Origin of the sequence: Pontibacter ruber (assembly GCF_023630205.1) — a bacterium.
Classification (GTDB): Bacteria; Bacteroidota; Bacteroidia; order Cytophagales; family Hymenobacteraceae; genus Pontibacter; species Pontibacter ruber.
On the sequence record NZ_JALPRR010000006.1, the window covers coordinates 1 to 23,385 of the forward strand.

Sequence of the window (23,385 nt, forward strand, 5' to 3'; positions counted from 1 at the left end):
CAGCCCGCATAAAGCCGGCAGCCAGCACCATCAAGGCAATGAAAGAGCCCCTGACCCAAGAGGAGCAGGGAATTTAGCGGAGAAAGTAATCAGATATATTGAGCATCTAATCTAGTATCTGTTGTCTACTTATCTTTTCTATACATATCCTTTAAATGCTTTCTGGCATTAACTATAGTTATGGTTTCAACGTTATCTTTTGTGTTAACCTCTAACTTTGGTTTTCTATCCCTCCTTCATTATATTTAGCTATGGCTTTGCTTTATCCTTCTTTTTTGATTGCGTTAATAGCTACTGCTATACCCGTTATACTTCATCTGGTACAATTAAGAAGGGCGAAGCGTGTAGAGTTTAGCAATGTCAAATTCATACAGGCATCAAAAGATCTCACAGCCAGCCAACGGAACCTTAAACAGATACTTATTTTAATCTGCAGGGTACTTTTTATTATCTTTTTAGTACTGGCCTTTGCTCAACCCTTTCTTCCGGCTTCGGAGTCTGCTGTACCTGCAAACGATGCGCAGGTTACATTGCAACTGGATAACACTTATAGCATGCAGAATATGTATGCCGAGGAGGACCTTTCTTTGTTAACTGCGGCAGTGGATCAGGCAAAAGCTGTCACCCGATTATTTCCTGCTTCCACTTCCTATCAGATAGCAGTTCCCTCTAAGTCTGCTGTATCATTTATTTCTGGGGCCGAAGCCTCTTCTACGCTGGATGATCTGGACTACACAGCTAAAGATTGGAATCCTTTCAACAATAGTTATACTTCCGCCACAGGAGCTGCACACGTTTTCGTTTTTTCTGATTTCCAGAAGAGGTCCTTTCAGCCTGGCTTTCTGAGCAAGGCAGATAGTACGAAGCAATATCATTTGGTGCCACTCAAGCCTGGTACATTTGCGAATGTGTTTGTTGATTCTGTGTACCTGGAAGATGAGTTTGTTCGGCCCTCAGGGGATAACATTCTGCACATCCGGGTTTACAATGCCGGTAACGAACCTGTAGAAGATTGCCCGGTTCGCCTTATCATCGATGATCGACAGGTTGCTACATTAAGTATTGATCTGGCGCCGCTTCAGGCAACGGAGGCAACCTTAGGCTTTGCTTTAGGCGAAGGGGGTACCAAGAAAGCGTATGTGTCTGTCGAAGATTACCCGGTAGAATTTGACAATACCTTCCATTTTGTATTGGCTCCTTCAAAGCAGCTGTCAATAGCTGAAGTAACGGAGGATACTAATAGCCCACTGCAACGGCTATACAACAACGAGACATTTTTTAAAGCCACCAGGTATGGAACGGGAAGTATAGATTACGCCCGCTTGTCAGCCGCTGATGTGCTCATTTTAAATGGAGTCAAAGACATATCTGCAGCTTTGGCTTCTACTGTATCAACTTATGTAAAGGCAGGAGGAAGCGTATTGGTGATTCCGCCTGCAGATGGTGACAAGAGCAGTTATACTTCACTTTTCCAGACCTTAGGTTTGCCAGCGAGCTTTACGGCTTCTTCAGGAAATGCAGTTAAAACTGCCCTGATGGCTCCTGGGAAAGACAATCCTTTTTTCAGGAATACATTCTCAGATTACGATCCGAAAATGAAGATGCCGGCAGCCGTAAGAAGTATGGCCTGGTCTAGATCATCGGAGGATATTTTAAAGTATAGAGGAGGCGCGCCCTTCCTTTCGCGGTTTGAAAAAGGCGAAGGCCAGGTATACCTGATGGCGGCACCGCTTGATGAGGAGTACAACGAATTGCCTAGCCATGCGCTGTTTGTGCCGGTTATGTATAAGCTTGCTATCAGAGGGTATAAGCAGGAGCAGCAACTTGCTTACAGCCTAGCCGGAGGTTCAGTAAGTATACCTGCTGTGCAGACAACTACACGCGAAGGCATCTACAAGTTAGCTAAAGACAGTGCAGAGTATATTCCGGAGCAGCAGATGCGGGGCGGCAGGCTCATCTTTAACGTGCCAGCAGATATGAGCGAGGCCGGCTTTTATGAGCTGCGGCTGAATGACAAGCCAGTAACAACCCTGGCTTTTAATTACGACAAGAAGGAGTCGTTTCTGGAAAGCTATACTCCCGATGAACTCCGTTCTTTTTTAACCTCAGGCCAGAGCAACGTGCATGTGTACGACTACAGCGATGAATTTTCAGTAAAAGGAGAGTTCGAAAAAAGGTATTTCGGCGTAAAGCTTTGGAAATATTGCCTAATATTGTGTCTGTTTTTCTTGATGGCAGAAATCGCTCTAATCAGACTCCTCTAACATGAAAATTCTTTTAGAAGCAGTACGTATCTACAATCCTGAATCAGAGTACCACCTACAGCAACAGAACATTTTAGTCGAGAACGGCATCATTCGCTACATCGGGCATGAGAAACCGGAGGCAGACCGAGTGCTGGCAATGGATGGTTTGTGCGTGTCGGCAGGTTGGGTAGATATGTTTGCGTTTACCGGTGAACCAGGCCTTGAGCACAAAGAAGACCTAGAATCGCTGGCTGCATCGGCAGCGGCCGGAGGCTTTACGGAAGTAGTTTGTCTTCCGAATGTGCAGCCTGTCGTGCAAACAAAAGGAGCTGTCAGTTACCTCAGGAGCAGGTCCGCGCAACTCTCGGTTATACTTCATCCGGCGGCAGCCATTACTGTGGACACACAGGGAAAGGACCTGACCGAGATGATAGACCTGCAACAGGCCGGTGCTGTCGCATTTACGGATGGTACAAAGCCCCTGCAGGGAGCCGATGTGCTGATAAAAGCGCTGCAATACCTGCAGTTGTTTGATGGCTTGCTCATGAACAGGCCGGAGCATACGCGCCTGACAGAGTACGGGCAGATGCACGAAGGCCAGGCAAGCACCCGATTGGGCATGAAAGGTATACCAGCATTGGCGGAGGAGGTGATGGTAACACGAGATCTCCAGCTACTGGCTTACACAGGCGGCAGACTGCATTTCTCTTTATTATCTACAGCAGGAGCCATAGAAGCCGTTCGGAAAGCAAAAGCCGAAGGGCTGCAGGTTACGTGCGATGTGGCGAGCTACCAGGTAGCCTTTACCGATGAAACCATCATGCCTTTCGACACCAATTATAAAGTTTCGCCACCATTCAGAAGCAACGAAGACGCCGACGCAATCAGGCTTGGTTTACAGGATGGAACAATCGATGCGCTTGTATCCGCGCATATGCCGCATGATACCGAAGCGAAGAAACTCGAATTTGACCTTGCGGATTTCGGCATCACCAACCTCGAAACAGCTTTTGCAGTAGCAAACACGTCCCTTGCCGGAACGCTATCGGTAGAGGTGTTGGTGGATAAATTCAGCTCCAGCCCGCGCCGTATACTAAAACTGGCCCTGCCCCGGCTGGCAGTTGGAGAGCCGGCCAATCTTACACTCTTTAACCCGGGCATGAAGTGGGTGCCGGCACCCGAAAGCTCCAGATCTAAATCTGTTAACAGCCCTTTCTTCGGGCAGGAGCTTTCCGGAAAAGTAATTGGCATTATAAACAAGGGCCAGGTAGTGCTGAACCATACTTTTTAATATCTTTAATGCTATATTCTCTCCCAGCTATTTAGTTGCGGGAAGACAAAAAAGCACATGTTCAATCAAGCGATCATCCGGGTAGGCGTACGTTACGGCGTAATCTGTGGCCTTGCCTGTTTTGTTATAGTAGTGGTGTTGCACCTGCTCGGCTACAATCCCTTCGGAGACCTGGGGCGAGCGAGCTTCCTCCCGATCCCGATATTTATTTTTCTGGGCTTACGGTATTATAAGCGGTTCAACGAGACCGAGTTAGGTTTCCTGCGCGGGCTCCGTGTAGGGCTTTCGATCTCTTTTTATACTGCTTTGTGCACAGCCATGCTGGTTTTTCTGCTCATATACCTGGTAGGCCCTGAGATGGTGCAGCGGCATGTGGCAGAGATGAAACTGTTGCTGGAGGAAAGCAGGGAAGAGCAGATCCGGATAATGGGCGAGCAGTTATATGAACAAGGATACAAAGCGCTGGATACGATTACCCCAAGTATGCTGGCAGCCGATGATTTTGTGAGACGGATTTTGGCAGGAGCGGTGTTTTCATTGGTAGCAGCCGTGTTTTTCCGTAAATAACACTCAACTACTATAAGACAAGAACAATGACTGAGAATCAACCTTCTGTGACTTCTGTTGCCCTTAAATACGGGTTTGTGGGCGCCCTCGTATCAATAGTATACACCGCTGTTCTGATGATAGCGGGAGCAGGCACCAACAAATGGCTGGGTGGCTTGGGCTATCTGATTCTGATAGTTGCCATCTTTGTGGCTATGCAGCAGTATAAAAAGCAGAATGCCGGCTTCATGTCTTATGGGCAGGGCTTAGGGATAGGCACCCTGGTATCGCTGATATTCGGTTTATTGGGTGGCTTGTTTATGTTTGTTTATACCACCTTCATCGATCCGAATTACATGGCTGGCATCATGGATCAGCAGCGCATGGAACTGGAAGAAAGAGGCTTCAGTGACGAGCAGATAGATCAGGCCATGGCAATGGGCGAAAGCTTCCAGGGACCTGTAATGACCATTCTGTCAGCCCTGATCGGATACGTAATTATTGGCTTTATCCTGTCGCTCATTATCTCCGCGATAATGAAGAACAAGCGACCGGAGTTCATATAATAAAATGCAATACCCTTATGATATCTCGGTAGTGGTGCCTCTTTTTAATGAAGAGGAATCGTTGCCTGAACTTATTCGCTGGATCAAACGTGTGATGCACGCGAACGGGTTTTCTTACGAAATTATACTTGTTGATGACGGCAGCACCGACCGTTCCTGGGAAGTAGTAAGCGAACTGGGTGCCGAAGACAATACAGTAAAAGGCATTAGCTTTAACCGTAACTATGGCAAATCGGCAGCCCTGAACGAGGGGTTCCAGCGTTGCTCGGGCGAAGTGGTTATTACCATGGATGCCGACCTGCAGGACAGCCCGGAAGAAATACCGGCCCTGTACGACATGATCAAGCATCAGAAGTATGACCTGGTAAGCGGCTGGAAGCAGAAACGCTATGATCCTCTGAGCAAAACCATACCTACCAAGCTGTTCAATGCCGCAACCCGCAAGCTTTCGGGCATCAAATTACATGACTTTAATTGCGGACTGAAAGCTTATCGGCAGCTGGTGGTAAAAAGCATTGAAGTACACGGCGAGATGCACCGCTACATACCTGTTATTGCCAAATGGAATGGCTTTACGCGTATCGGCGAGAAAGTGGTACAGCATCAGGAACGGAAGTATGGCACTACCAAATTCGGGCTGGAGCGCTTTGTGTACGGATTTCTGGACCTGCTGTCCATCACCTTCGTGAGCCGCTTTAAAAAGCGCCCGATGCACTTTTTTGGTACGATGGGCACTTTATCTTTTGTGGTAGGTTTGGGTATTACGCTCTGGCTTATACTTCAGAAGATCTTCAGGCTGTACCCGGAGGGGCGCGTGCGCGATGTTGTGGACCAGCCGTTGTTCTACTTATCGCTGGTGGCAGTGGTGATTGGCGTGCAGCTTTTCCTGGCTGGCTTTTTAGCGGAGATGGTCTCCATGACCTCGAGCAAGAAGAATGAATACCTGATCAGGGACCGGGTTGGTCTGATTAAAAAATAATGGCACGGCGCGTTGTCATCGTTGGGCCTGCTTACCCGTTACGCGGCGGCGGCATGGCTACGTTTAACGAGCGGCTGGCGTACGCTTTTCAGGAGCAGGGCGATGAGGTGGAGATCGTTACCTTCCGGCTGCAGTATCCGTCCTTTTTGTTTCCGGGCAAAAGCCAGTACTCTGATGAACCTGCCCCGCAGGGCCTGAACATCCGCGTGCTCATTAACTCGGTTAATCCGCTGAATTGGATCAGCACGGGCAACTACATCCGCAGGCAGCGTCCCGACATCGTAATTTTCCGTTACTGGTTGCCGTTCATGAGCCCTTGTTTGGGTACGATTGCCCGTATCATCCGCAGCAACAAGCACAGCCGTATTCTGGCTATTACAGATAACGTGGTTCCGCACGAAAGGCGCCCGGGTGATATCCCTTTCACAAAATACTTTCTTAGCGCCTGCCATGGTTTCCTGACCATGTCCCGATCAGTACAGCAGGACCTGGAGTATTTTGAGCCTCAGAAGCCCAACGTATACCTGCCGCACCCGCTCTACGATAACTTTGGTGCCCCTGAACCCAAGGCAGAAGCCTGTGCGGCGCTGGACCTGGACCCGAAGTATAACTACTTGCTCTTTTTCGGCTTTATCCGGGCCTACAAAGGCCTGACGCTGCTGCTGCACGCGCTGAACGACGAACGGTTAAAGCAGATGCCGAACCTGAAGCTGATCGTGGCAGGCGAATTCTACGAAGATGCAGCCCCTTATCATGAGTTAATTCACCAGTTGGGTTTGCAGGAGCGCTTGGAGCTTCGTACCGACTTCATACCTAACGCCGAAGTGCGGCACTACTTCTGCGCTGCTGACCTGGTGGTGCAGCCGTACAGGCATGCCACGCAAAGCGGGGTAACGCAGGTAGCCTATCATTTCGACAAGCCGATGGTGGTAACAAACGTAGGTGGCCTGGCCGAACTTGTACCAAATGGAGAAGTGGGGTATGTGGTGGAGCCGGAACCTGAAGCAATTGCCACGGCTATTGCAGACTTTTATACTTCGGCTAACGCACCAATTTATGAGCAGAACATCAGCAAGTATAAAAAGCGCTTTAGCTGGAGCAGTTTTGTGGAGGCAGTGTATAAACTTGCCGAGAGGGTAAAGCTGTAGTATAACAGGTTATACCTGCTTTTTATCCTGTACTTTTCTTTCTGTTCTCTAGCTATACTTTCTTTGCTTTTACAATCCCACTTATCTAAAACTATGAACAAAGAAAATTATGTACTTATACTTGGCGTCACCGGCAACATCGGCGGAAAGATTGCACAGGAACTTCTTTATAAAAATGTAAAAGTAGGCGTAGTTGGCCGCAGCCGCAGCAAACTGGCAGCCTTTGAAGGAAAAGCCGAAGTATGGCAAGGAGATTTTAACAGCGATGAATTTCTGAAGCAGGCCTTTACCAAGGCAACCACACTCTTCCTGACTGTACCAGACGAAGCACTCTTAACTCCTGCGGCCACCGCTCAGCGCCTGATCAGGCTCATTCAAAACAGCTCTATAAGTCATGTAGTAAACATCAGCAACTGCATTACCGAAAAGTATGGTGCGCCGACAAGGCTGGTAGCATTTGAGCAGGAACTGAATAAAGCGGCAAGTATGAACCTGCTGCATTTGCGTTGCGCCAACTTCTTCGAGAACCTGAACTGGGGCCTGCACACGCCTTACAGACCCGACCTGGCGCTGCCTTATATCTCATCGTACGAAGTAGCTGCTGTTGCTGCACAGCATCTTGCAACACGAGATTTTAGCGGTATTACGGTACAGGAACTGATGGGTGCGCGCGATTACACCATGGCGGAGCTTGCTGCTGCCGCCGGGGAGAAGTACAATCAACTACCTTATACCGATGGTAACCGGCATTTCTACAAAGGCTTTAACGACGGTGACTTCAAAGTTACTGAACGAACGTCCGCCAACACTTCTGCAGGAACAGAGGATCGGTTTACGCTGGAGTATTTTTTAAGGAATGAGCTTGTGCAGCCTGTAGAATAAGAAGCAGCTCCAGGGTTAAACAAAAGGCCTCTGACAGATCACTGTCAGAGGCCTTTGTTATAAATTCAACGACTAATGAGCTGTCATATCAGATCCACACCAGTGTAGTTAAACGGCGTGATCTTCTTCAGCTCTGCCTTTACTTCGCTGCTCACTTCCAGCGTATCGATAAAGTTGCTGATGGTATGCTCTGTGATCTTCTCGTTGGTGCGGGTGAGGGCTTTCAGCGCCTCATAAGGCTGCGGATACCCCTCGCGGCGCAGTACCGTTTGGATACCTTCTGCCACCACGGCCCAGTTTTCTTCCAGGTGATGATGAAGGGCAGCCTCGTTCAGCTCCAGCTTTCCGATTCCTTTTTCCAAAGACTTAAGCGCGATAAGCGTGTGTGCCAGCGGCACGCCTATGTTGCGAAGTACAGTTGAGTCGGTCAGGTCGCGCTGCAGCCTGGATATAGGCAGCTTTGCCGACAGGTGCTCGAGCAGGGCGTTGGCTATGCCCAGGTTGCCTTCCGCATTTTCAAAATCGATCGGATTTACTTTGTGCGGCATGGCCGATGAGCCTACCTCACCCGCCTTGATCTTTTGCTTGAAATACCCCATCGATACATACTGCCACACGTCGCGCGAGAAGTCGATCAGGATGGTGTTGAGACGTTTCAGTCCGTCGAAGTAAGCGGCAAGGTTGTCGTAATGTTCTATTTGGGTAGTATATTGGCTGCGGCGGAGGCCAAGAACCTGCTGTACGAAACGGTTGCCAAACTCCGGCCAGTTTATACTTGGGTAAGCTACGTAGTGTGCATTGAAATTTCCGGTAGCCCCACCAAACTTAGCTGAAAAAGGTACCTGGCGTATCAAGTCCATCTGTGCGCTAAGGCGCTCGGCAAATACCATGATCTCCTTGCCCAAACGGGTAGGGGAGGCAGGCTGTCCGTGCGTATGGGCCAGCATAGGGATATCTTTCCACTGCTGTGCCAGCTCAGTTAGCGTCTGGTGCAGGTTCTGGTAAGCAGGCATCAGCACTCGCTCGTCTGCTTCGCGCAACGACATCGGGATGGCCGTGTTGTTCACATCCTGCGAGGTAAGCCCAAAGTGAATGAACTCCTTGTACTCTCCCAGTCCCAGCTGATCGAACTTGTCTTTTATAAAATATTCTACCGCTTTAACATCATGGTTGGTAGTCTTCTCGGTTTCTTTAATAACCAGCGCATCCTGCTCCGAGAACTGCTCGTAAATCGCGCGCAGCTGGGCAAAAACACCGGTAGGTACCTGTGCAAGCGAAGGAAGCGGAATCTCGCAAAGGGCAATGAAATATTCTACTTCCACCAGAACACGGTAGCGGATCAGGCCAAACTCTGAAAAATAACCAGCCAGTTCGGACGTATGACGGCGATAGCGGCCATCCACCGGCGATAGGGCAGTAAGGGATGTTAAGTTCATGCGGGTTGTTATTTGTTCAAAGATAAGCAGGTTTACGGAAGGAAGCCAAAGGAGATGCGGCTGATTTATACTTTGAAAGTATGCTTTGCCTGTGTGGCGAATGAAATAAAGTATGAGAAGGTAAGTATAAAACAGAAATATCCGTAACAGGTATGGGCGCTGTTACTGCGCATTGCCCATGGCATGATGCTTGCACCTGTAAGCAAAAGTTGAACAGCTGTTTATATCTAAATCAGGCTATATTCCGTAATGGAGTGGTAACAGAAACTATAGTAAGTTGTGTATGCGTTATAAATAGTAAATTACGCGCCTCCATATTTAGATACTGAATCATTATCGCGTAATTCGCACCTTAAATATTTTGAACCGACATTTGAAAACTAAGATACTTTGGGGCCTCGGCGGTCTGCTGGCCTTTTTCCTGATCTTACTCATCTTTCTATTTATTTTCCGAAGCAGGTTACTGGAATATACCATCGAGCGTGTTGTTACCAAAGTAGAAAGCAGGTACCCCGCTGATCTGAACATTGGCAGAGCCCGCTTCACCGACCTGACCTCTGTTGTGCTGAGCGATATTTCCTTTGTGCCGCACAACCGCGATACGCTTTTCACCACCGACAGCGTGCGTGCCTCAGTTAGTTTGCGCTCTATTTTTAAGGGGAGGATAGTATTCAATCGCCTGGAAGTGGCCAATGGCTACCTGACTGCTACCAAACACAACGGGCGTGATAACTTCTCTTTCCTGATCAAAAAAGAGGGAACACAGCCTGTAGATACGACCAACCGAAAGTCGCGCAACTACGGCGAACTGCTGAACCGCCTCATCGAAACCACTTTTGATAACGTACCGGACCAGGTAGATTTCAAGAACCTGAACGTTTCCTATGTGTCGGATAACCGCACCGTAGACCTGCGCATGCCCTACCTTACCGTTGAAGATGGCGATATAGATGCGCAGGTGGCTGTCCGTACCGATTCGCTGGTAAACAACATGCGCGTGCATGGCACCATTGATCCGGGTGACTATAACATCGACGCCAGCCTGTATGCTTCCGATAACCAGGGCATACGCTTGCCTTATGTGAAAGAAAAGTATAACGGCACCATCGCTTTTGATACACTGCACCTAAGCCTGAAGGACAAGAAGTTCCGGAGCGATATGCTGACAGTACGCGGTCAGGCCAGCATAAACGATCTTGTTGTAAACCACCCGAAACTGGCCGACGAGGACATCCTGGTAAAGGAAGGCGCCGTGAACTATGTTGTAACGATCGGACCGAATTACTACTCTATCGACAGCCTGACGGAAGTGCGCGTAAACAAAGCCAAAGCCAACCTGCATGCAGTGTTCCGGAATGCCGGCTCCAAGATCATTGACCTGAATGTAAAGACGAAGCCCATACCGGGGAATGATGTTTTTGAATCGCTGCCAACCGGCCTGTTCGAGAACCTGGAGGGTATCCGCACACAGGGCAACCTGCAGTATAAGCTGAAGTTTCATGTGAACATGGACAGCGTAGAGAACCTGGTATTCGACTCGGACCTTGACGCATCCAAAGACTTTAAGATCGTGCAGTATGGCAAAACAAACATTGAGAAGATAAACCGATCGTTTGTGCACACCATGTACGAGTATGGCAAGCCGGTACGTACGTTTACGGTTGGTCCGGCAAATCCATTCTACAGCCCAATCAACCAGATATCCAGGTACCTGCGCAATGCCATCCTGACCGCAGAAGACGCTGGTTTTTACAGCCACAACGGTTTTCATGAGGAGGCTTTCCGGCAGGCAATCATCACAAACCTGGAAAAAGGAGAGTTTGTGCGGGGCGGTAGTACCATCTCGATGCAGCTGGTAAAGAACGTGTTCCTGACCCGTCAGAAAACCGTAACGCGCAAGGTAGAGGAGGCCATTATTGTATGGCTGATCGAGAACCTGGACCTGGTATCGAAGAACCGCATGTTTGAGATATACCTGAACATCATTGAGTGGGGACCCAATGTATACGGCGCCAAAGATGCATCCCGCTTCTACTTCGGTAAGCAACCTTCGGAGCTTAACTTGGCCGAGGCAATTTTCCTGACCAGCATCATCCCGAAACCGAAAGCGTACAAGTCTTCTTTCGACAGCTATGGTAACCTCAAGAGTTGGAAGGGGGGCTACTTCCGTCTGATCGGAGGCATCATGCGCCGCCGTGGCCTGATCTCGCAGGAGGAATACGACAACCTGTACCCGAACGTACGCCTCTATGGCCGTGCCCGCGATCTGATCGTAACCGCGCCGGATGCGAACCTGGAGGACTCCACAGAGTTCGAATTGGAAACAATCGACTTGCTGGATTTTTAAGATCGATAAATAAGTAATTATGGCGGCCCACAGTATATTACTGGGGCCGCCGCTGTTTTAAAGCTACAGCAAAGACTACGTTAGAAGCTATTTTATACTTGACTCTATCAGAACATTATGCAGCAGAAGCAGACACCATCAGCACTTGACCGTTTGAAAGAGCTCCTGGCCCGTGCCGGCTTCGACTGGTTCCTGGGTGCGCTGATCGGCATGATCCTGCTGGCCTACCTGTGGCCTGCTCCGGGCGTGCAGGAAGGGCCGCTGTCACTGGGTGAGTTGGCCAACTATGGCGTGTCACTGATCTTCTTTTTTTACGGCTTGCGGCTGAGTCCTGAAAAGCTTCAGGCTGGCCTGAGCAGCTGGCGCCTGCACCTGGTGGTGCAGTTCAGTACGTTTCTGCTCTTCCCGTTGCTGGCGCTCCCCTGGCATGCTTTGTTTAAGGGCGGCAGCAATGAACTGCTTTGGCTGGGTACTTTCTACCTGGCGGCGCTTCCTTCTACAGTTTCCTCATCGGTGGTGATGGTATCGATAGCGGGAGGTAATATACCGGCGGCCATCTTCAACGCCAGCATCTCCAGCCTGATTGGCATTTTTGTGACACCTCTGTGGATGGGCCTGTTCCTGTCGGCCAGCACCGAGGGGTTTGATATCTGGCAGGTGATGGGCAAGCTGGTGCTGCAGGTCTTGCTGCCGGTGGTGCTGGGCATTGTGCTGCACCGCTACTGGGGTGCGTTTGCCGAAAAACACCGCCAGAAGCTGCGTTATTTCGATCAGTCTATCATCCTGCTCATTGTTTATACTTCCTTCTGCGAATCGTTTGCCCGCAACATGTTCAGGGGGTACAGCATTCCGGACCTGCTGCTGCTGGGGCTGACCATGATCTGCTTGTTCTTTCTGGTGTACGGCATAATTCACCTCATCAGCCGGATGCTGGGCTTTAAACGCGAAGACAGGATCACGGCTCTTTTCTGTGGCTCTAAGAAGTCGCTGGTGCATGGCACGGTGATGTCGAAGGTACTGTTCCCGGATGCCAACATGGTCGGGATCATGCTGCTGCCTATCATGATATACCATGCGCTTCAGTTGCTGGCTGCCAGTGTTATCGCACAAAGTATGGCCAGAAAGGCGGGGGTAGCGGCAGAGGGGGAGTAGAGCGTTTTGTTCTTTTCAACTAACTAGTCGTGAACTAACTAGTCGTGCTAAGCTTTTCCTTTGAAAGTATAGACGAGGTTTTCATTTTATACCTCCCCATGCCGCAAGTTTAGCGGCAGCGCAACTTGTGGCTTGTTATGAGGCCAGTTTGTAACTGGCGTTAACCGCATTCTCTTTTCTGGCACGGAAAAAATTTCAGTGTCTTAGGATAATGTCGGATTTTTAATCCGACTGGGCCAGGGGCCCCTCTATAGTTCATCACGAGCGAGGACGCTCGCGCCATGGTGATATGTTGTTCAGCTAAAGTATAAACCCACCCCTCCCGAGAGGGGAATTAGCCTTTAGTGTAGCTGGAGTTATACTTTCATCGTTGCCTTATCCAACCACCCCAGCCCCTCAGAGCTACGCTCGCTACCTTCGAAATCGCGTTCTCGGTAGTCTAAGGAGGGGAACTCTGTTCTAGTTATGGCTGCGGTAATACTTTCATTGCTGCAGGTATAGCACGGACAGGTCGCGACCTGTCCCTACAATGGGAAAAATTTGCATAGCCTTCTGCTATCGAACCTGTTTCCAGTCCTTGGGTGGGGGTAGGGGCCCTCTTTAAAGAGCGCCTTTGATTTGTTGCGGTGCTCTTTAAGGCAGCCTGCAGGCGCAGCCGATGGCAGCTTCAAATCAAAAGCGCGATGCCCTTCATCGAGGGCCCCTACCCCCAGGACGAGGCCTCGCGGCCTCAGAGCGCACCAATAGTAACTATGAAAGTATAGGAAAGTAAGACTGGGGAAGAAAAGTAGCTACGATAGCAAAAGGTTGTTAGCCACAAGTATAAACCTTAGCAAAAACAAAAGAGCCATGCGCGTACTAAAACGGCATGGCTCTTTTATGGCCTTCTCCAAAAGAGAAAATCTAAGCTTAGGCTAGCTGTTTAGCTGCTTTTTCAGCAGCCAGTCGCTCTTCTTCCGGCTTCAGAAATTTCTTGTCAAATATAAAAGGACCTAAGGGAATAAGCGAGGCAAAGAAAGCACCCGCCACTTTCACCAGCGACCACTTATGCACAAATGTTACCTGCACTACGGCCAGTATGTAAAGTATAAATAGCACACCGTGTGCCCAGCCTACGTATTTTACTGCCTCAGGCATACCGGCCATATACTTAAGTGGCATGGCAATGCCAAACAGTACCAGCGAAGAAAAACCTTCATAGATGCCGATGGTGCGGAGACGGGAGAGGGGTGTATTCATCATAAAGAGGTTAAAAGTATAAAATCTGAGTTTTCAGCTACTAACAACACTTAAAGTATAAATGTGCCATAGCAGCAGTAATCTATTTACAAAGATAGGCACCAAAACAGAAAGCGCCCGCTCTTTCTGACGAGGAGTGGGCGCTTTCTGTCTGTACTTAGGCTACTGCTGAGGTGCCCAGGCTATTTTCTGAAGCGCTGCGGGCAGGCTGCCCTATGGCTTTCACAACTGAAGCAGCAAGGTTGTTATTTCCTGTCTGCTGCAGCAGGCTTTCGAGCTGCCCTTGCCAGCGGTTTGCCTGCAGCGGCTGCATGCTCGAGCCCAGCCCGTTTGTGCTGAGTTGCCTGGTAACTGCCGAGCGGCGCAGTAGCAGCTCCATCAGTTCGTTGTCCAGGCTCTCTACCTGCTGGCGCAGTATATCCAGTTGGTCTACCAGCTCTGCGGTTTCAGACAGCTTTACTCTGGTTGCCAGTGCATTTATCAGCAATTCCAGTTCCTGTGGCATGAGTTGTTGCTGCTGGCTGCTCAGGGCCTCGGCAGGGCTCACATGCGATTCGAAGAGCAGGCCGTCTACACCTAAGTCCAGTGCGCGCTGGCTTACCGGGTACAAAAGGCTGCGCTTGCCGGCAATGTGGCTGGAGTCGCATAACACAGGCAGCTCCGGTAACTCGCGGCGTAACTGCAGCATGTGTTCCCACTTCGGGTGGCTGCGGTACAGGTCGTGGTCCTCGCCGGAATAACCCCGGTGTATAGCACCCAGATCGCTCAGGTTTGCCTGCTCCAGGCGCTCGAAAGCACCTACCCACAGGCGCAGGTCAGGGTACACCGGGTTGTTTACCAGTACAGGCGTGTCGGTGCCCCGCAGCGCTTCTGCTATTTCCTGCACTGCAAACGGGTTAACGGTTGCGCGTCCGCTGATGCAAAGAATGTCTACTCCCTGGCGCAAAGCTTCGTCGGTTTGCTGCGCGTTTGCCACGTCGCAGGCTGTGCGCAGGCCTGTTTCTTTTTTAACCATATCCAGCCACAGCAATCCTGGCAGGCCGACACCCTCAAAATTATTGGGGCGTGTACGCGATTTCCAGATACCCGCTTTAAATATCGTGATGTCCTGGTTTTTCTTCAGGAGCTGGGCGGTTTGTAACATCTGTTCTTCACTTTCGGCACTGCATGGTCCAGCAATCAGCACCGGCTTGCCGCTTTCGTTACGGAAGCTTGACTGTGGTGCTACATTGATGGTTGTTTTACTTGCTCTCATGGCTGTACATACTTACTGTTTTTTACTAAACTGCTTTAAAGGTTACTGTGGTATACTGCTAAAACAAAAAAGCCCCGCTTTTAGCGGGGCTCCTCTGGTATGTTATAGTCATCATCAAACTATGCACAATGCGCTACCATGGGAGCCCCGGATGAGGTACCTTAATGGAATTGGCAAATAGCATGGTAATAGATAAACGCATGGTCTTGTCTTAACTTCAGTGCAATGGACGGAATTATATTTTACAATTCCAAATCTCAGAACTTAATTTTAGTGAATGTATTTTCTTAGTCGCCTGTTACTCGGGCTGTTTAAAGTCCTGTGGAACAGGTAGATCTTTGTCCTTTTTAGGGAACAGCAGCGACGCAATAACCGACACCGCAAGTATAGTGCCTACTACGCCCAGCGCAATGCGCATATCCAGGTGGTAAATATCGCTAAGCAGCAGCTTAACCCCAATGAACGCAAGTATAAGCGAGAGACCGTAGTGCAGGTAATGGAACAGCTGCATGATACCTGCCAGTGCAAAGTATAACGACCGCAGACCCAAGAGCGCAAACACGTTGGAAGTATAAACGATAAAAGGATCTTTCGAGATAGCCAGGATAGCAGGTATAGAGTCGGCAGCAAACACAATGTCGGTGGTTTCTACCATGATCAGCACCAGCAACAGAGGCGTTGCAAAAAGCTTTCCGTCAATTTTGGTAAAGAATTTACCGCCTACAGCCGTCTTTGTGAAAGGCAGCTTCTGGCTGATCCAGACAATGAAAGGATTTTGTTCCGGGTGCAGTTCCTCATCGTTCTTCGTGAACGCCATCTTGATACCGGTATACACCAGGAAGGCTCCCAGGATGTAGATGATAAAGTGGAACTTGGCAATAAGCGCCACGCCTACCAGAATGAAGATTGCCCGGAAGACGAGCGCACCAAAAACGCCCCAGAACAGGATCTTGTGCTGGTACTGGGTAGGGACTTTAAAGAAGTTAAAGATGAGGATGAAAACAAAGAGGTTATCGACGCTCAAGGACTTCTCGATCAGGTAAGCGGTCAGGAATTCGAGGGCAGGAGCAGGCCCTTTCCAGTAGTATATTCCGACGTTGAATGCCAGCGACAACAGTATCCAGAAAGCACTGAATAAGAGAGCCTCTTTGATCTTTACTTCGTGCTCTTTCCGGTGAAATACGAACAGATCCAGGCCGAGCAGGATCAGCACAAAAACGTTAAATAAGATCCAAAAAGTGATGTTGTATTCTTCCATGTTACTGTTGCAAGAGACGCTTGTGTGTTACAGCACGTATGTTTCAGCTGCTTTCAAAGTTGGTAAAGTTAACCCGAAATTGCTTTAGTTACACAGCATCGGAAAGTATAAATTGAAGGAAACCACTGCCTGCACGATATAAAGCAGTGCCAGCCACCTGAACGGCAACTTTATTAGTAACGGTCGAAGTGGCGGAAAAAGCTTCCGATCTTCATCTTGAGCACACCGAAAACAGCTTCCTTAAAAATACCTTTCGACATTTTAGACTGGCCTTTGGTGCGGTCTGTGAAAATGATGGGCACCTCTTTGATCTTGAAGCCATACTTGTAGGCGAGAAACTTCATCTCGATCTGGAAGGCGTAGCCCACAAAGCGGATCTTGTTGAGCTGGATGGTTTCGAGCACTTTGCGGCGGTAGCATTTGAAGCCGGCCGTGGTGTCGGCAATGGGCATGCCCGTGATCAGGCGCACATACCAGCTGGCAAACCACGACATCAGCACGCGGCTCATGGGCCAGTTCACGACGTTTACGCCTTGTATGTAACGGCTGCCGATGGCTACGTCGTAGCCTTCCACAGCACAGGCCTGGTATAACCGGATAAGATCATCAGGGTTGTGCGAGAAGTCGCAGTCCATCTCGAAGATGTACTCATAGCCGTGGCGCAGCGCATACTTAAAGCCGTGGATGTAGGCGGTACCTAAGCCGAGTTTCCCTTTTCGGGTCTCAAGCAGCAGGCGTTCCGGAAACTCCTGCTGCAGCTGGCGCACAATGTCTGCCGTGCCGTCCGGTGACCCATCGTCTATGATCAGAAGGTGAAAAGGGTGGCTCAGGGACATTACTTTCCTGACCATTGCCTCTATGTTTTCCCGCTCGTTGTAAGTTGGGATGATCACCAACGCATCTTTCATGCTCCAAATATAGCTAATCGGCTATTCTGGACGAGGGCGATCTTAAATTAATTTTGTAAGCGAGCTCTTTGGCATAGCGAATGCAACTGGTAACTGACACCCCGGCCTGCCAGTTGGCAGCTGAATATACGCCTTCCTTTTCAAGCATCTGGGCCATCAGGTGGGCGTCTTCTATGTACAGATCATACTGAGGTATAGCCTGTTGCCAGACATGCGCGTGCTGGAAAACAGGCTCTTCGGATTTGATATCATACTTTTCGCGCAGCTCGTTGTGCACGTTCTGCAGCAAGGTTTCGGTTTCCGTGTGAGCGTGTTGTTCATACTGAGCACCGCCAACAAAGGTGGTAAACATTACTTCGTGTGGCCGACAACGCCCGTCGAAGAGCGAGCTTGTCCAGATAGAGCCTGCGGTAAAGGAATCTTCTGCCTTCGGGTTAAGGGCACCGAAGCCGTTGAGTGAATGGCCAACCTCGCTGCGGTTGTACACCGAGTGCACCACTGCCATAGGCGGGTAGTTGATGTTCTGCAAAGCGGCCGACATACCCGGGAAAGTATGATGCAACAAATCGGCGGCATGATGAGCGGGCAGAGCCAGCACCAGCAGGTCGTACTCTTCGTTGTCGTGTTCGCCGGCAGTGTCGCAACAGATGATATACTTGCCCTGGCTGCGGGTTACAATATCAACCCGGCACTCAGTATGCAGCGATATCAGTTTTTCGGCAATGGCATTGGGCAGGGTGCTCATGCCATTGGCAAAGGAAAAAGTCTTTTGCCGTGCGGCCGTATTGTGTTTTACAAGCCCTTTCAGCACAGAGCCATACTTTGTTTCAAACTCCTTTAGCTTAGGAAGCGCTTTCTCTACCAGCAATTTATCCGGATCGCCGCCATAGATGCCTGTCACAAAAGGATCCACCGCATAATCTACTACTTCACGGCCGAAGCGGCGCTCAAAAAACTGGCTGACGGTTTCGTTGGGCACCTGCGCAGGGGGCACCTCGCGCTCCTGCAGGATGCGTTTTTTTGTTTTCCAGGAGAAGAAGGTGTTGGTAACAAAGGAGAAAGGAGAGGAGGGAAGTTTCTGATACGTGCCATCGCGCAGCACAAAGCGGTTGTTACTCACATCGGCAGTCGGTACCACCTCGTGCTCCAGTTTCAGTTCCGTTATCAGTTCCTGTAGCTCATCGGACAACTGCAGCGAATTTGGGCCCAGTTCAAGCAGGTAGCCTTTCTGGTGTACCGTCCGGATGTTGCCGCCCACGTGCTCCCCTGCCTCAAACAGGTCGTAGGGTACACCCAGTTTCTGAAGGTAGTACGCCAGCGCCAATCCCGATATGCCTGCTCCTATAATCGCTACTTTCATCTGTCCTATTCTTTGCTACAGGTACGCTCCCTTTGATGCGATATGAAAATTGTACTGATTATCAATGCATCAGGGCGTGTAACACAAACGCAGAAATTGTAATTTTAGCGCATGGTTACAAAAAATATACCAATGCAAAAGCAAAAATGCGTTTTCCTGGACCGCGATGGGGTTCTGAACCGCGAGCGCGGCGATTATACCTATGCCCTGGAAGACTTCGAAGTTCTGCCGGGCGTATTGGACGCACTTAAGTTGCTAAAACACAACGGGTTTTTGCTGATAGTGGTTACGAACCAGGGAGGAGTGGCCAAAGGATTGTACAAAAAAGAAGACGTGTTGGCCTGTCATCAAAAACTTCAAAATGAGTGTGAATCGCTGATCGATGCCTTGTACTATGCCCCATCGCACCCAAACTATTCAGAGTCGCTCTCGCGCAAACCGGACAGCCTGATGCTGGAGCGCGCCATTGCAAAGTATAACATAGACCCTGCCCTAAGCTGGATGGTAGGCGACTCAAAACGCGACCTGGAAGCTGCCGAGAAAGTGGGGGTGCGGTCTATACTTGTAGGAGACAAGTATGAAGCAGGTGCGCATGTTTCTGAGGTTAAAGATCTGTGGGAAGCAGCACAGGCAATAGTAGAATCTAAGAATTTTTAGAATACCAGAAGGGTATAAAGTATAAATTCTATATTTGATAGATCTTAAGTTAATAACAGATCACAATTACTCCACACATAGTGCAGATAAGCGTATGTTGTCGTTTATCCAGTAGTTAGGTAAGATTAACATTATGAATTTAGATCAGCTAACCTTTAGACCAGATGAAGTAAAAGCTTTGTCATCGATTATTGGGCAAGAGCTATTAGAGGTAAGGTATGATAGCTGGTCAGCGGAATTGTTGTTCAAAGCCATTGCGCTATCGCTTACACCTGACGAGATAGATATTCCTACTGAAGGCAATCCTTATGGTGATATAGTAACTATAAGAGTATACAGTAGAAGCGATAGTGTGATTCCATCTGAGTATTCTGTTCTTCAAGATTGCGGTATGGTAAGAAATGTATGGATCCTTGAAAGTTCAGTAGAAATAGAGAATCCAAGACAAGTAGAAGAAAGTGAGTTGATAGCTGGTGTCAAGGTTCCTAGAGGTTTGGGCTGGAATAATAACATCTATAAATCGACAACACACGGTAATGATGGGCTTTACAGAGCAACTCTGGGTATACAAGTAGAGACTGTTAATGGAATTTGGCTTTCTCTTTACACAGACGCAGTTGGTTTCTTCGTGTTATTCCACAAAGGAAATGAACTCCCTGAAGAACTAAATGATAAGTGCGAGAAAAGAAAAATAGAAGAATAACCTTACCTAACACGGTACAGGCTCAATACTCGGCTATGCCTCGTTCGCAGCCTGTACTAGACGTTGGCACACATTACAATCATAGAAGAAAAGCATAGATGAAGAAGAATCCAGCTTTTGATAAATTGATTTCCTGTATTGTAAATAGTAATACTCAAGAATTTATTGATGTATTGGAAGCAAGCCCAATAAACATAAACACCAGAGACATCAAAGGTTGGACTTTACTTCATTATGCAGCCCAATGCTTAGCTGTTGAAATAGGTCAGATACTGATTTCAAAAGGTGCTGATGTCAATGCGAAAGATGACTTCGGGAATAACGTGTTGTGGAGAGCAACCTTTTCATCACAAGGTAAGGGTGAGTTTATTGAATTACTTTTAAGTAACGGTGCGGACAGGCTTGCTAAGAATAATAGCGGAATAAGCCCTGTTGAGTTAGCTAACACTATAAGCAACTATAATGTCAAACAGTATTTTGAAAAATAACGCAGTGCCAACCACGCCTATAATTTAGCTACGCCATATTATAGGCAAGTCCGTTAGAATCAAGTCAATTTATTGCATAATGAAAGAAGAGCCGGAAATAATATCTGAAAAATATCTGAGTATATTCATTATTCTTGTAATTGGTGGTCTTGGTTCTAGTGCCATAGCCTTTTACCTGATAAATGCTTCTTTAAGTGATGATTATCCTCAAATCTGGGGCTTAGTTCTTGGGGCTTTGTTTGGACTTTTTGGACTTTATGGTTTGATTGCAGTATTTCTAATTGACAACCTAGAAGTCTACAGAGATCGCTTGGTTTTAAAGTCTATCACAGGAAAAACCAAAAAGGTAATTTATCTAAGCGAGATAGTCACATGGACAGAAATTGAGAAAGAAAACAAACATCAGAAGTGGAAAGACTTAACCATTTATACAGTAAGTAACAAGTATAAAATTTCCTCATCTCTTTACAGCAACTATTCTGAAATCCGGAACAGACTTATCAAAGGCAAACCTAGAGATCTTGAAATCGAGAAAATATGGCATAAACGGAATAACCTTTATTGGGCAATCGGAGCGTTCATCATGGGAGGTCTTTGCTTTTGGAGTGCCTACCATTTTTATGCAGACAAAGATTCAACTTTAAGTTCAGACAGTCTTACAACTATTACAGGTGAAATTACTAGCCCAGTTGAAATTTCTTCTGGTGCTAAAAGCAGTAGATACATCCAAATTGAATTGAAAGAGTATCCCGGTTTTTCCTTTGATATAAATGGCGTTGCTTATGCTGCTACTGATGCTGATGAATTTGTGAGCAGGGTAAAAGTTGGAGATAGGGTATCGTTGAGTATTCCCACAGATCAATATAGAAAGAAGCTAACAAAAGAAGAAGAACTAGGTTTTTGGGATAAAACTGTAAATTATAGTTTCATTCAGGTGTATGGCTTGCAAGATAATCATCAATCTTATTTAAGCACTTATGCTTATGGTGAAGAAAAAAAAGATGATGATAAGGTCGGCATTTGGGCATTCAGCTTGTTGTGTGTGTTTTTTAGCGGGATTGGTATCTATGTGCTATTAACATCCCAAAAGTAACCTGTCTTCTAACAAAACCTATAGAGCATAAATGCACTATAGCCTAGCACGTTATTTCAACCAGATACACCCAAAAACAAAAAAACCGGCTCAAAGCCGGTTTTTTTATATCTGAAGCCTGATGCGCTTTAGAAGGGCATTAGCTGTTTGCTTTTTCTGCAGTTGTAAAGGCTGTAGCTGTAGCGTTCTGCTCAGGCTTTACATCCACCTTTACATAGTTGTAAGCTGGGCAATACGTTTTGCATGATGACATGCCGAGTGCTAGGCCGAGCGCACCGAATACAAATAATTTCTTCATGATGGTAATATGTTATGGAGCCAAATGTAAATCAAAAATACAGTTTTTCCTATAATTGCAAAACTAGTATACGGAAATTTACAGGCTCTGTCTTAAATCTCGTACCCAAGTATGTTCAGCATCGACTCGTAGGTCTGTTCCGGAGCAAACTGCCACGTTTTTACGTTGCCTTCTTCATCGCGGTCTACCAGGATGTGCTGCGGCGACGGGATCAGGCAGTGCTTGATGCCACCGTATCCGCTCAGCTGCTCCTGGTAAGCGCCTGTATGGAAGAAGCCGATGTAGAGCGGCTCGTTCTTCGGAATCTTCGGAAGGAACACCTGGAACGAGTGCATCTCCGAGTTGTAATAGTCCTGGCTGTCGCAGGTCATGCCGCCGAGCTGAATCTTACGGTATTCCTTGTCCCAATGGTTTACCGCCAATAGCGGCCAGCGCTGGTTCAGGGCCCAGGCATCCGGCAGGTTCGTGATAAACGAGCCATCGATCATGTACCACAACTCCTTGTCGTTCTGAAGTTTTTCGTCCAGAATAGAGTAGATGTTGGCAGCACTTTCGCCTACCGTAAAGATACCGAACTCGGTAAAGATGTTTGGCTCCGGCACGCCCTCCTCCTTGCAGATACGCTTGATGGTACGCAGGATCTCCTGGGTCATGTAAGCGTAATCGTAATCTGCCTGGATCGAGGTCTTGATCGGGAAGCCACCGCCAATGTCAATGGTATCCAACTCAGGGCATACTTTCTTTACCTCGCAGTACTTATGTACAAAACGGCTAAGCTCTGACCAATAGTATGAAGTATCTTTAATACCTGTGTTGATAAAGTAGTGCAGCATCTTCAGCTCGAACCTGTCGTCCGGCTTTATCTGCTGCTCGTACAGGTCGATTACGTCGTTGTAGCGAACCCCGAGGCGCGAAGTATAAAACTCGAACTTAGGCTCCTCGTCTGACGCAAGGCGTATGCCTACTTTGGTTTTATTCTTTACGTTCTCTTTATAATAATCAATCTCGCCCAAGTGGTCGAGTATTGGCATGCAGTTCACGAATCCTTCATTGATCAATTCTGAGATCCACTCGCGGTAGCGCTTGCGCTTAAAGCCGTTGCAGACAATGTAGGTATTCTTGTTTATCTTGCCTTTTTTATAAAGTGCCCGCACAATCTGCATGTCGTAGCCCGACGAAGTTTCGATATGGATATCGTTCTTCAGGGCTTCTTCCAACACAAAAGAAAAGTGCGAGGCCTTCGTGCAATAGCAGTAAGTATACGTCCCCTGATAGTCCAGTTTCTCGATCGCATCGTTAAACAGGCGCTTTGCTTTCTGGATCTGCGAACTTATTTTAGGGAGGTATGTTAATTTAAGAGGAGTACCGTATTCCTTGATAATGTCCATCAAGGGAATACCGTTAAAGTATAATTCGTTATTTTCTACTTGAAATTCATCGGTAGGAAAATCAAACGTTTGGTGTATTAGATCGGTGTATTTATCCATTTAATAGATGATATTGTCTTTAAGAACCTGTGCAATATTGTCTGTA

21 protein-coding genes and 1 pseudogene are annotated in these 23,385 nt (G+C 48.0%); 14 read left to right on the top strand and 8 right to left on the bottom strand.

Annotated elements, in window-relative coordinates; genetic code table 11:
• Positions 1–251 precede the first annotated feature (251 nt).
• The 8 genes and pseudogenes from MJ611_RS20705 to MJ611_RS19815 form a co-directional block, all read left to right on the top strand.
• Positions 252–479: pseudogene (locus MJ611_RS20705) on the top strand (BatA domain-containing protein); the annotation flags it as partial.
• A gap of 75 nt (positions 480–554) precedes the next feature.
• Positions 555–2,264 (top strand): hypothetical protein, encoded by a 1,710-nt coding sequence (locus MJ611_RS19785; protein WP_250432186.1) that lies wholly within the window; start codon positions 555–557, stop codon positions 2,262–2,264.
• Position 2,265: 1 nt separating this feature from the next.
• Positions 2,266–3,537, top strand: a complete 1,272-nt coding sequence (locus tag MJ611_RS19790) for a dihydroorotase (RefSeq protein ID WP_250432187.1) — start codon at positions 2,266–2,268, stop codon at positions 3,535–3,537.
• A gap of 57 nt (positions 3,538–3,594) precedes the next feature.
• Positions 3,595–4,104, top strand: coding sequence for a DUF4199 domain-containing protein (locus tag MJ611_RS19795; protein ID WP_250432188.1), 510 nt, complete (start codon positions 3,595–3,597; stop codon positions 4,102–4,104).
• Between the two features lie 26 nt (positions 4,105–4,130).
• On the top strand, positions 4,131–4,649 hold the full coding sequence (locus tag MJ611_RS19800; protein WP_250432189.1) for a DUF4199 domain-containing protein: 519 nt from the start codon (positions 4,131–4,133) through the stop codon (positions 4,647–4,649).
• Between the two features lie 4 nt (positions 4,650–4,653).
• Positions 4,654–5,628 carry a glycosyltransferase family 2 protein gene (locus MJ611_RS19805; protein WP_250432190.1) on the top strand — a complete coding sequence of 325 codons (975 nt, stop codon included), beginning with the start codon at positions 4,654–4,656 and terminating at the stop codon, positions 5,626–5,628.
• A complete protein-coding gene (locus MJ611_RS19810) occupies positions 5,628–6,776 on the top strand; it encodes a glycosyltransferase (protein ID WP_250432191.1) in 1,149 nt (382 codons plus the stop codon). Before MJ611_RS19805 ends, MJ611_RS19810 begins: the two co-directional genes overlap by 1 nt.
• 93 nt (positions 6,777–6,869) lie before the next feature.
• On the top strand, positions 6,870–7,658 hold the full coding sequence (locus MJ611_RS19815) for an NAD(P)H-binding protein (protein ID WP_250432192.1): 789 nt from the start codon (positions 6,870–6,872) through the stop codon (positions 7,656–7,658).
• 83 nt (positions 7,659–7,741) lie between these two features.
• Here the strand turns inward: MJ611_RS19815 and purB are convergent, their stop codons facing one another.
• Entirely contained in the window at positions 7,742–9,094 is a 1,353-nt protein-coding gene (gene purB, locus MJ611_RS19820; RefSeq protein ID WP_250432193.1) for an adenylosuccinate lyase, read from the bottom strand.
• 373 nt (positions 9,095–9,467) lie between these two features.
• Between purB and MJ611_RS19825 the strand changes: the two genes are divergently transcribed.
• Entirely contained in the window at positions 9,468–11,441 is a 1,974-nt protein-coding gene (locus MJ611_RS19825) for a biosynthetic peptidoglycan transglycosylase (RefSeq protein ID WP_250432194.1), read from the top strand.
• A gap of 117 nt (positions 11,442–11,558) precedes the next feature.
• Complete coding sequence (locus MJ611_RS19830; RefSeq protein ID WP_250432195.1) at positions 11,559–12,593, top strand: bile acid:sodium symporter family protein; 1,035 nt, start codon at positions 11,559–11,561, stop codon at positions 12,591–12,593.
• Between the two features lie 909 nt (positions 12,594–13,502).
• On the opposite strand, the gene MJ611_RS19835 is transcribed toward MJ611_RS19830, so the two are convergent.
• The 5 genes from MJ611_RS19835 to hemG all read right to left on the bottom strand — a co-directional run bounded on the left by MJ611_RS19835 (position 13,503) and on the right by hemG (position 18,613).
• Complete coding sequence (locus tag MJ611_RS19835) at positions 13,503–13,835, bottom strand: DUF3817 domain-containing protein (RefSeq protein WP_317233158.1); 333 nt, start codon at positions 13,833–13,835, stop codon at positions 13,503–13,505.
• 154 nt (positions 13,836–13,989) lie between these two features.
• Positions 13,990–15,087, bottom strand: coding sequence for a bifunctional 3-deoxy-7-phosphoheptulonate synthase/chorismate mutase type II (locus tag MJ611_RS19840; RefSeq protein WP_250432196.1), 1,098 nt, complete (start codon positions 15,085–15,087; stop codon positions 13,990–13,992).
• A 298-nt stretch (positions 15,088–15,385) separates the two neighbouring features.
• Positions 15,386–16,345 (bottom strand): TerC family protein, encoded by a 960-nt coding sequence (locus MJ611_RS19845; protein ID WP_250432197.1) that lies wholly within the window; start codon positions 16,343–16,345, stop codon positions 15,386–15,388.
• A gap of 173 nt (positions 16,346–16,518) precedes the next feature.
• Positions 16,519–17,253 (bottom strand): polyprenol monophosphomannose synthase, encoded by a 735-nt coding sequence (locus tag MJ611_RS19850; RefSeq protein WP_250432198.1) that lies wholly within the window; start codon positions 17,251–17,253, stop codon positions 16,519–16,521.
• A gap of 13 nt (positions 17,254–17,266) precedes the next feature.
• Positions 17,267–18,613: a protoporphyrinogen oxidase gene (gene hemG / locus MJ611_RS19855; RefSeq protein WP_250432199.1), complete on the bottom strand. Its 1,347-nt coding sequence runs from the start codon at positions 18,611–18,613 to the stop codon at positions 17,267–17,269.
• A gap of 132 nt (positions 18,614–18,745) precedes the next feature.
• Here hemG and MJ611_RS19860 point away from each other — a divergent pair, with 132 nt between their 5' ends.
• The 4 genes from MJ611_RS19860 to MJ611_RS19875 all read left to right on the top strand — a co-directional run bounded on the left by MJ611_RS19860 (position 18,746) and on the right by MJ611_RS19875 (position 21,554).
• A complete protein-coding gene (locus MJ611_RS19860) occupies positions 18,746–19,270 on the top strand; it encodes a D-glycero-alpha-D-manno-heptose-1,7-bisphosphate 7-phosphatase (RefSeq protein ID WP_250432200.1) in 525 nt (174 codons plus the stop codon).
• Between the two features lie 133 nt (positions 19,271–19,403).
• The gene (locus MJ611_RS19865) at positions 19,404–19,973 is read left to right on the top strand and encodes a hypothetical protein (RefSeq protein WP_250432201.1); all 570 of its coding nucleotides are present in this window, start codon (positions 19,404–19,406) and stop codon (positions 19,971–19,973) included.
• A gap of 98 nt (positions 19,974–20,071) precedes the next feature.
• Positions 20,072–20,461, top strand: a complete 390-nt coding sequence (locus MJ611_RS19870) for an ankyrin repeat domain-containing protein (RefSeq protein ID WP_250432202.1) — start codon at positions 20,072–20,074, stop codon at positions 20,459–20,461.
• A 79-nt stretch (positions 20,462–20,540) separates the two neighbouring features.
• Positions 20,541–21,554: a hypothetical protein gene (locus MJ611_RS19875; protein ID WP_250432203.1), complete on the top strand. Its 1,014-nt coding sequence runs from the start codon at positions 20,541–20,543 to the stop codon at positions 21,552–21,554.
• A gap of 139 nt (positions 21,555–21,693) precedes the next feature.
• On the opposite strand, the gene MJ611_RS19880 is transcribed toward MJ611_RS19875, so the two are convergent.
• Together MJ611_RS19880 and MJ611_RS19885 are read right to left on the bottom strand one after the other, a co-directional pair.
• The gene (locus tag MJ611_RS19880) at positions 21,694–21,852 is read right to left on the bottom strand and encodes a hypothetical protein (protein WP_250432204.1); all 159 of its coding nucleotides are present in this window, start codon (positions 21,850–21,852) and stop codon (positions 21,694–21,696) included.
• 92 nt (positions 21,853–21,944) lie between these two features.
• Positions 21,945–23,339: a type III PLP-dependent enzyme domain-containing protein gene (locus MJ611_RS19885; RefSeq protein WP_250432205.1), complete on the bottom strand. Its 1,395-nt coding sequence runs from the start codon at positions 23,337–23,339 to the stop codon at positions 21,945–21,947.
• Positions 23,340–23,385: the final 46 nt, after the last annotated feature.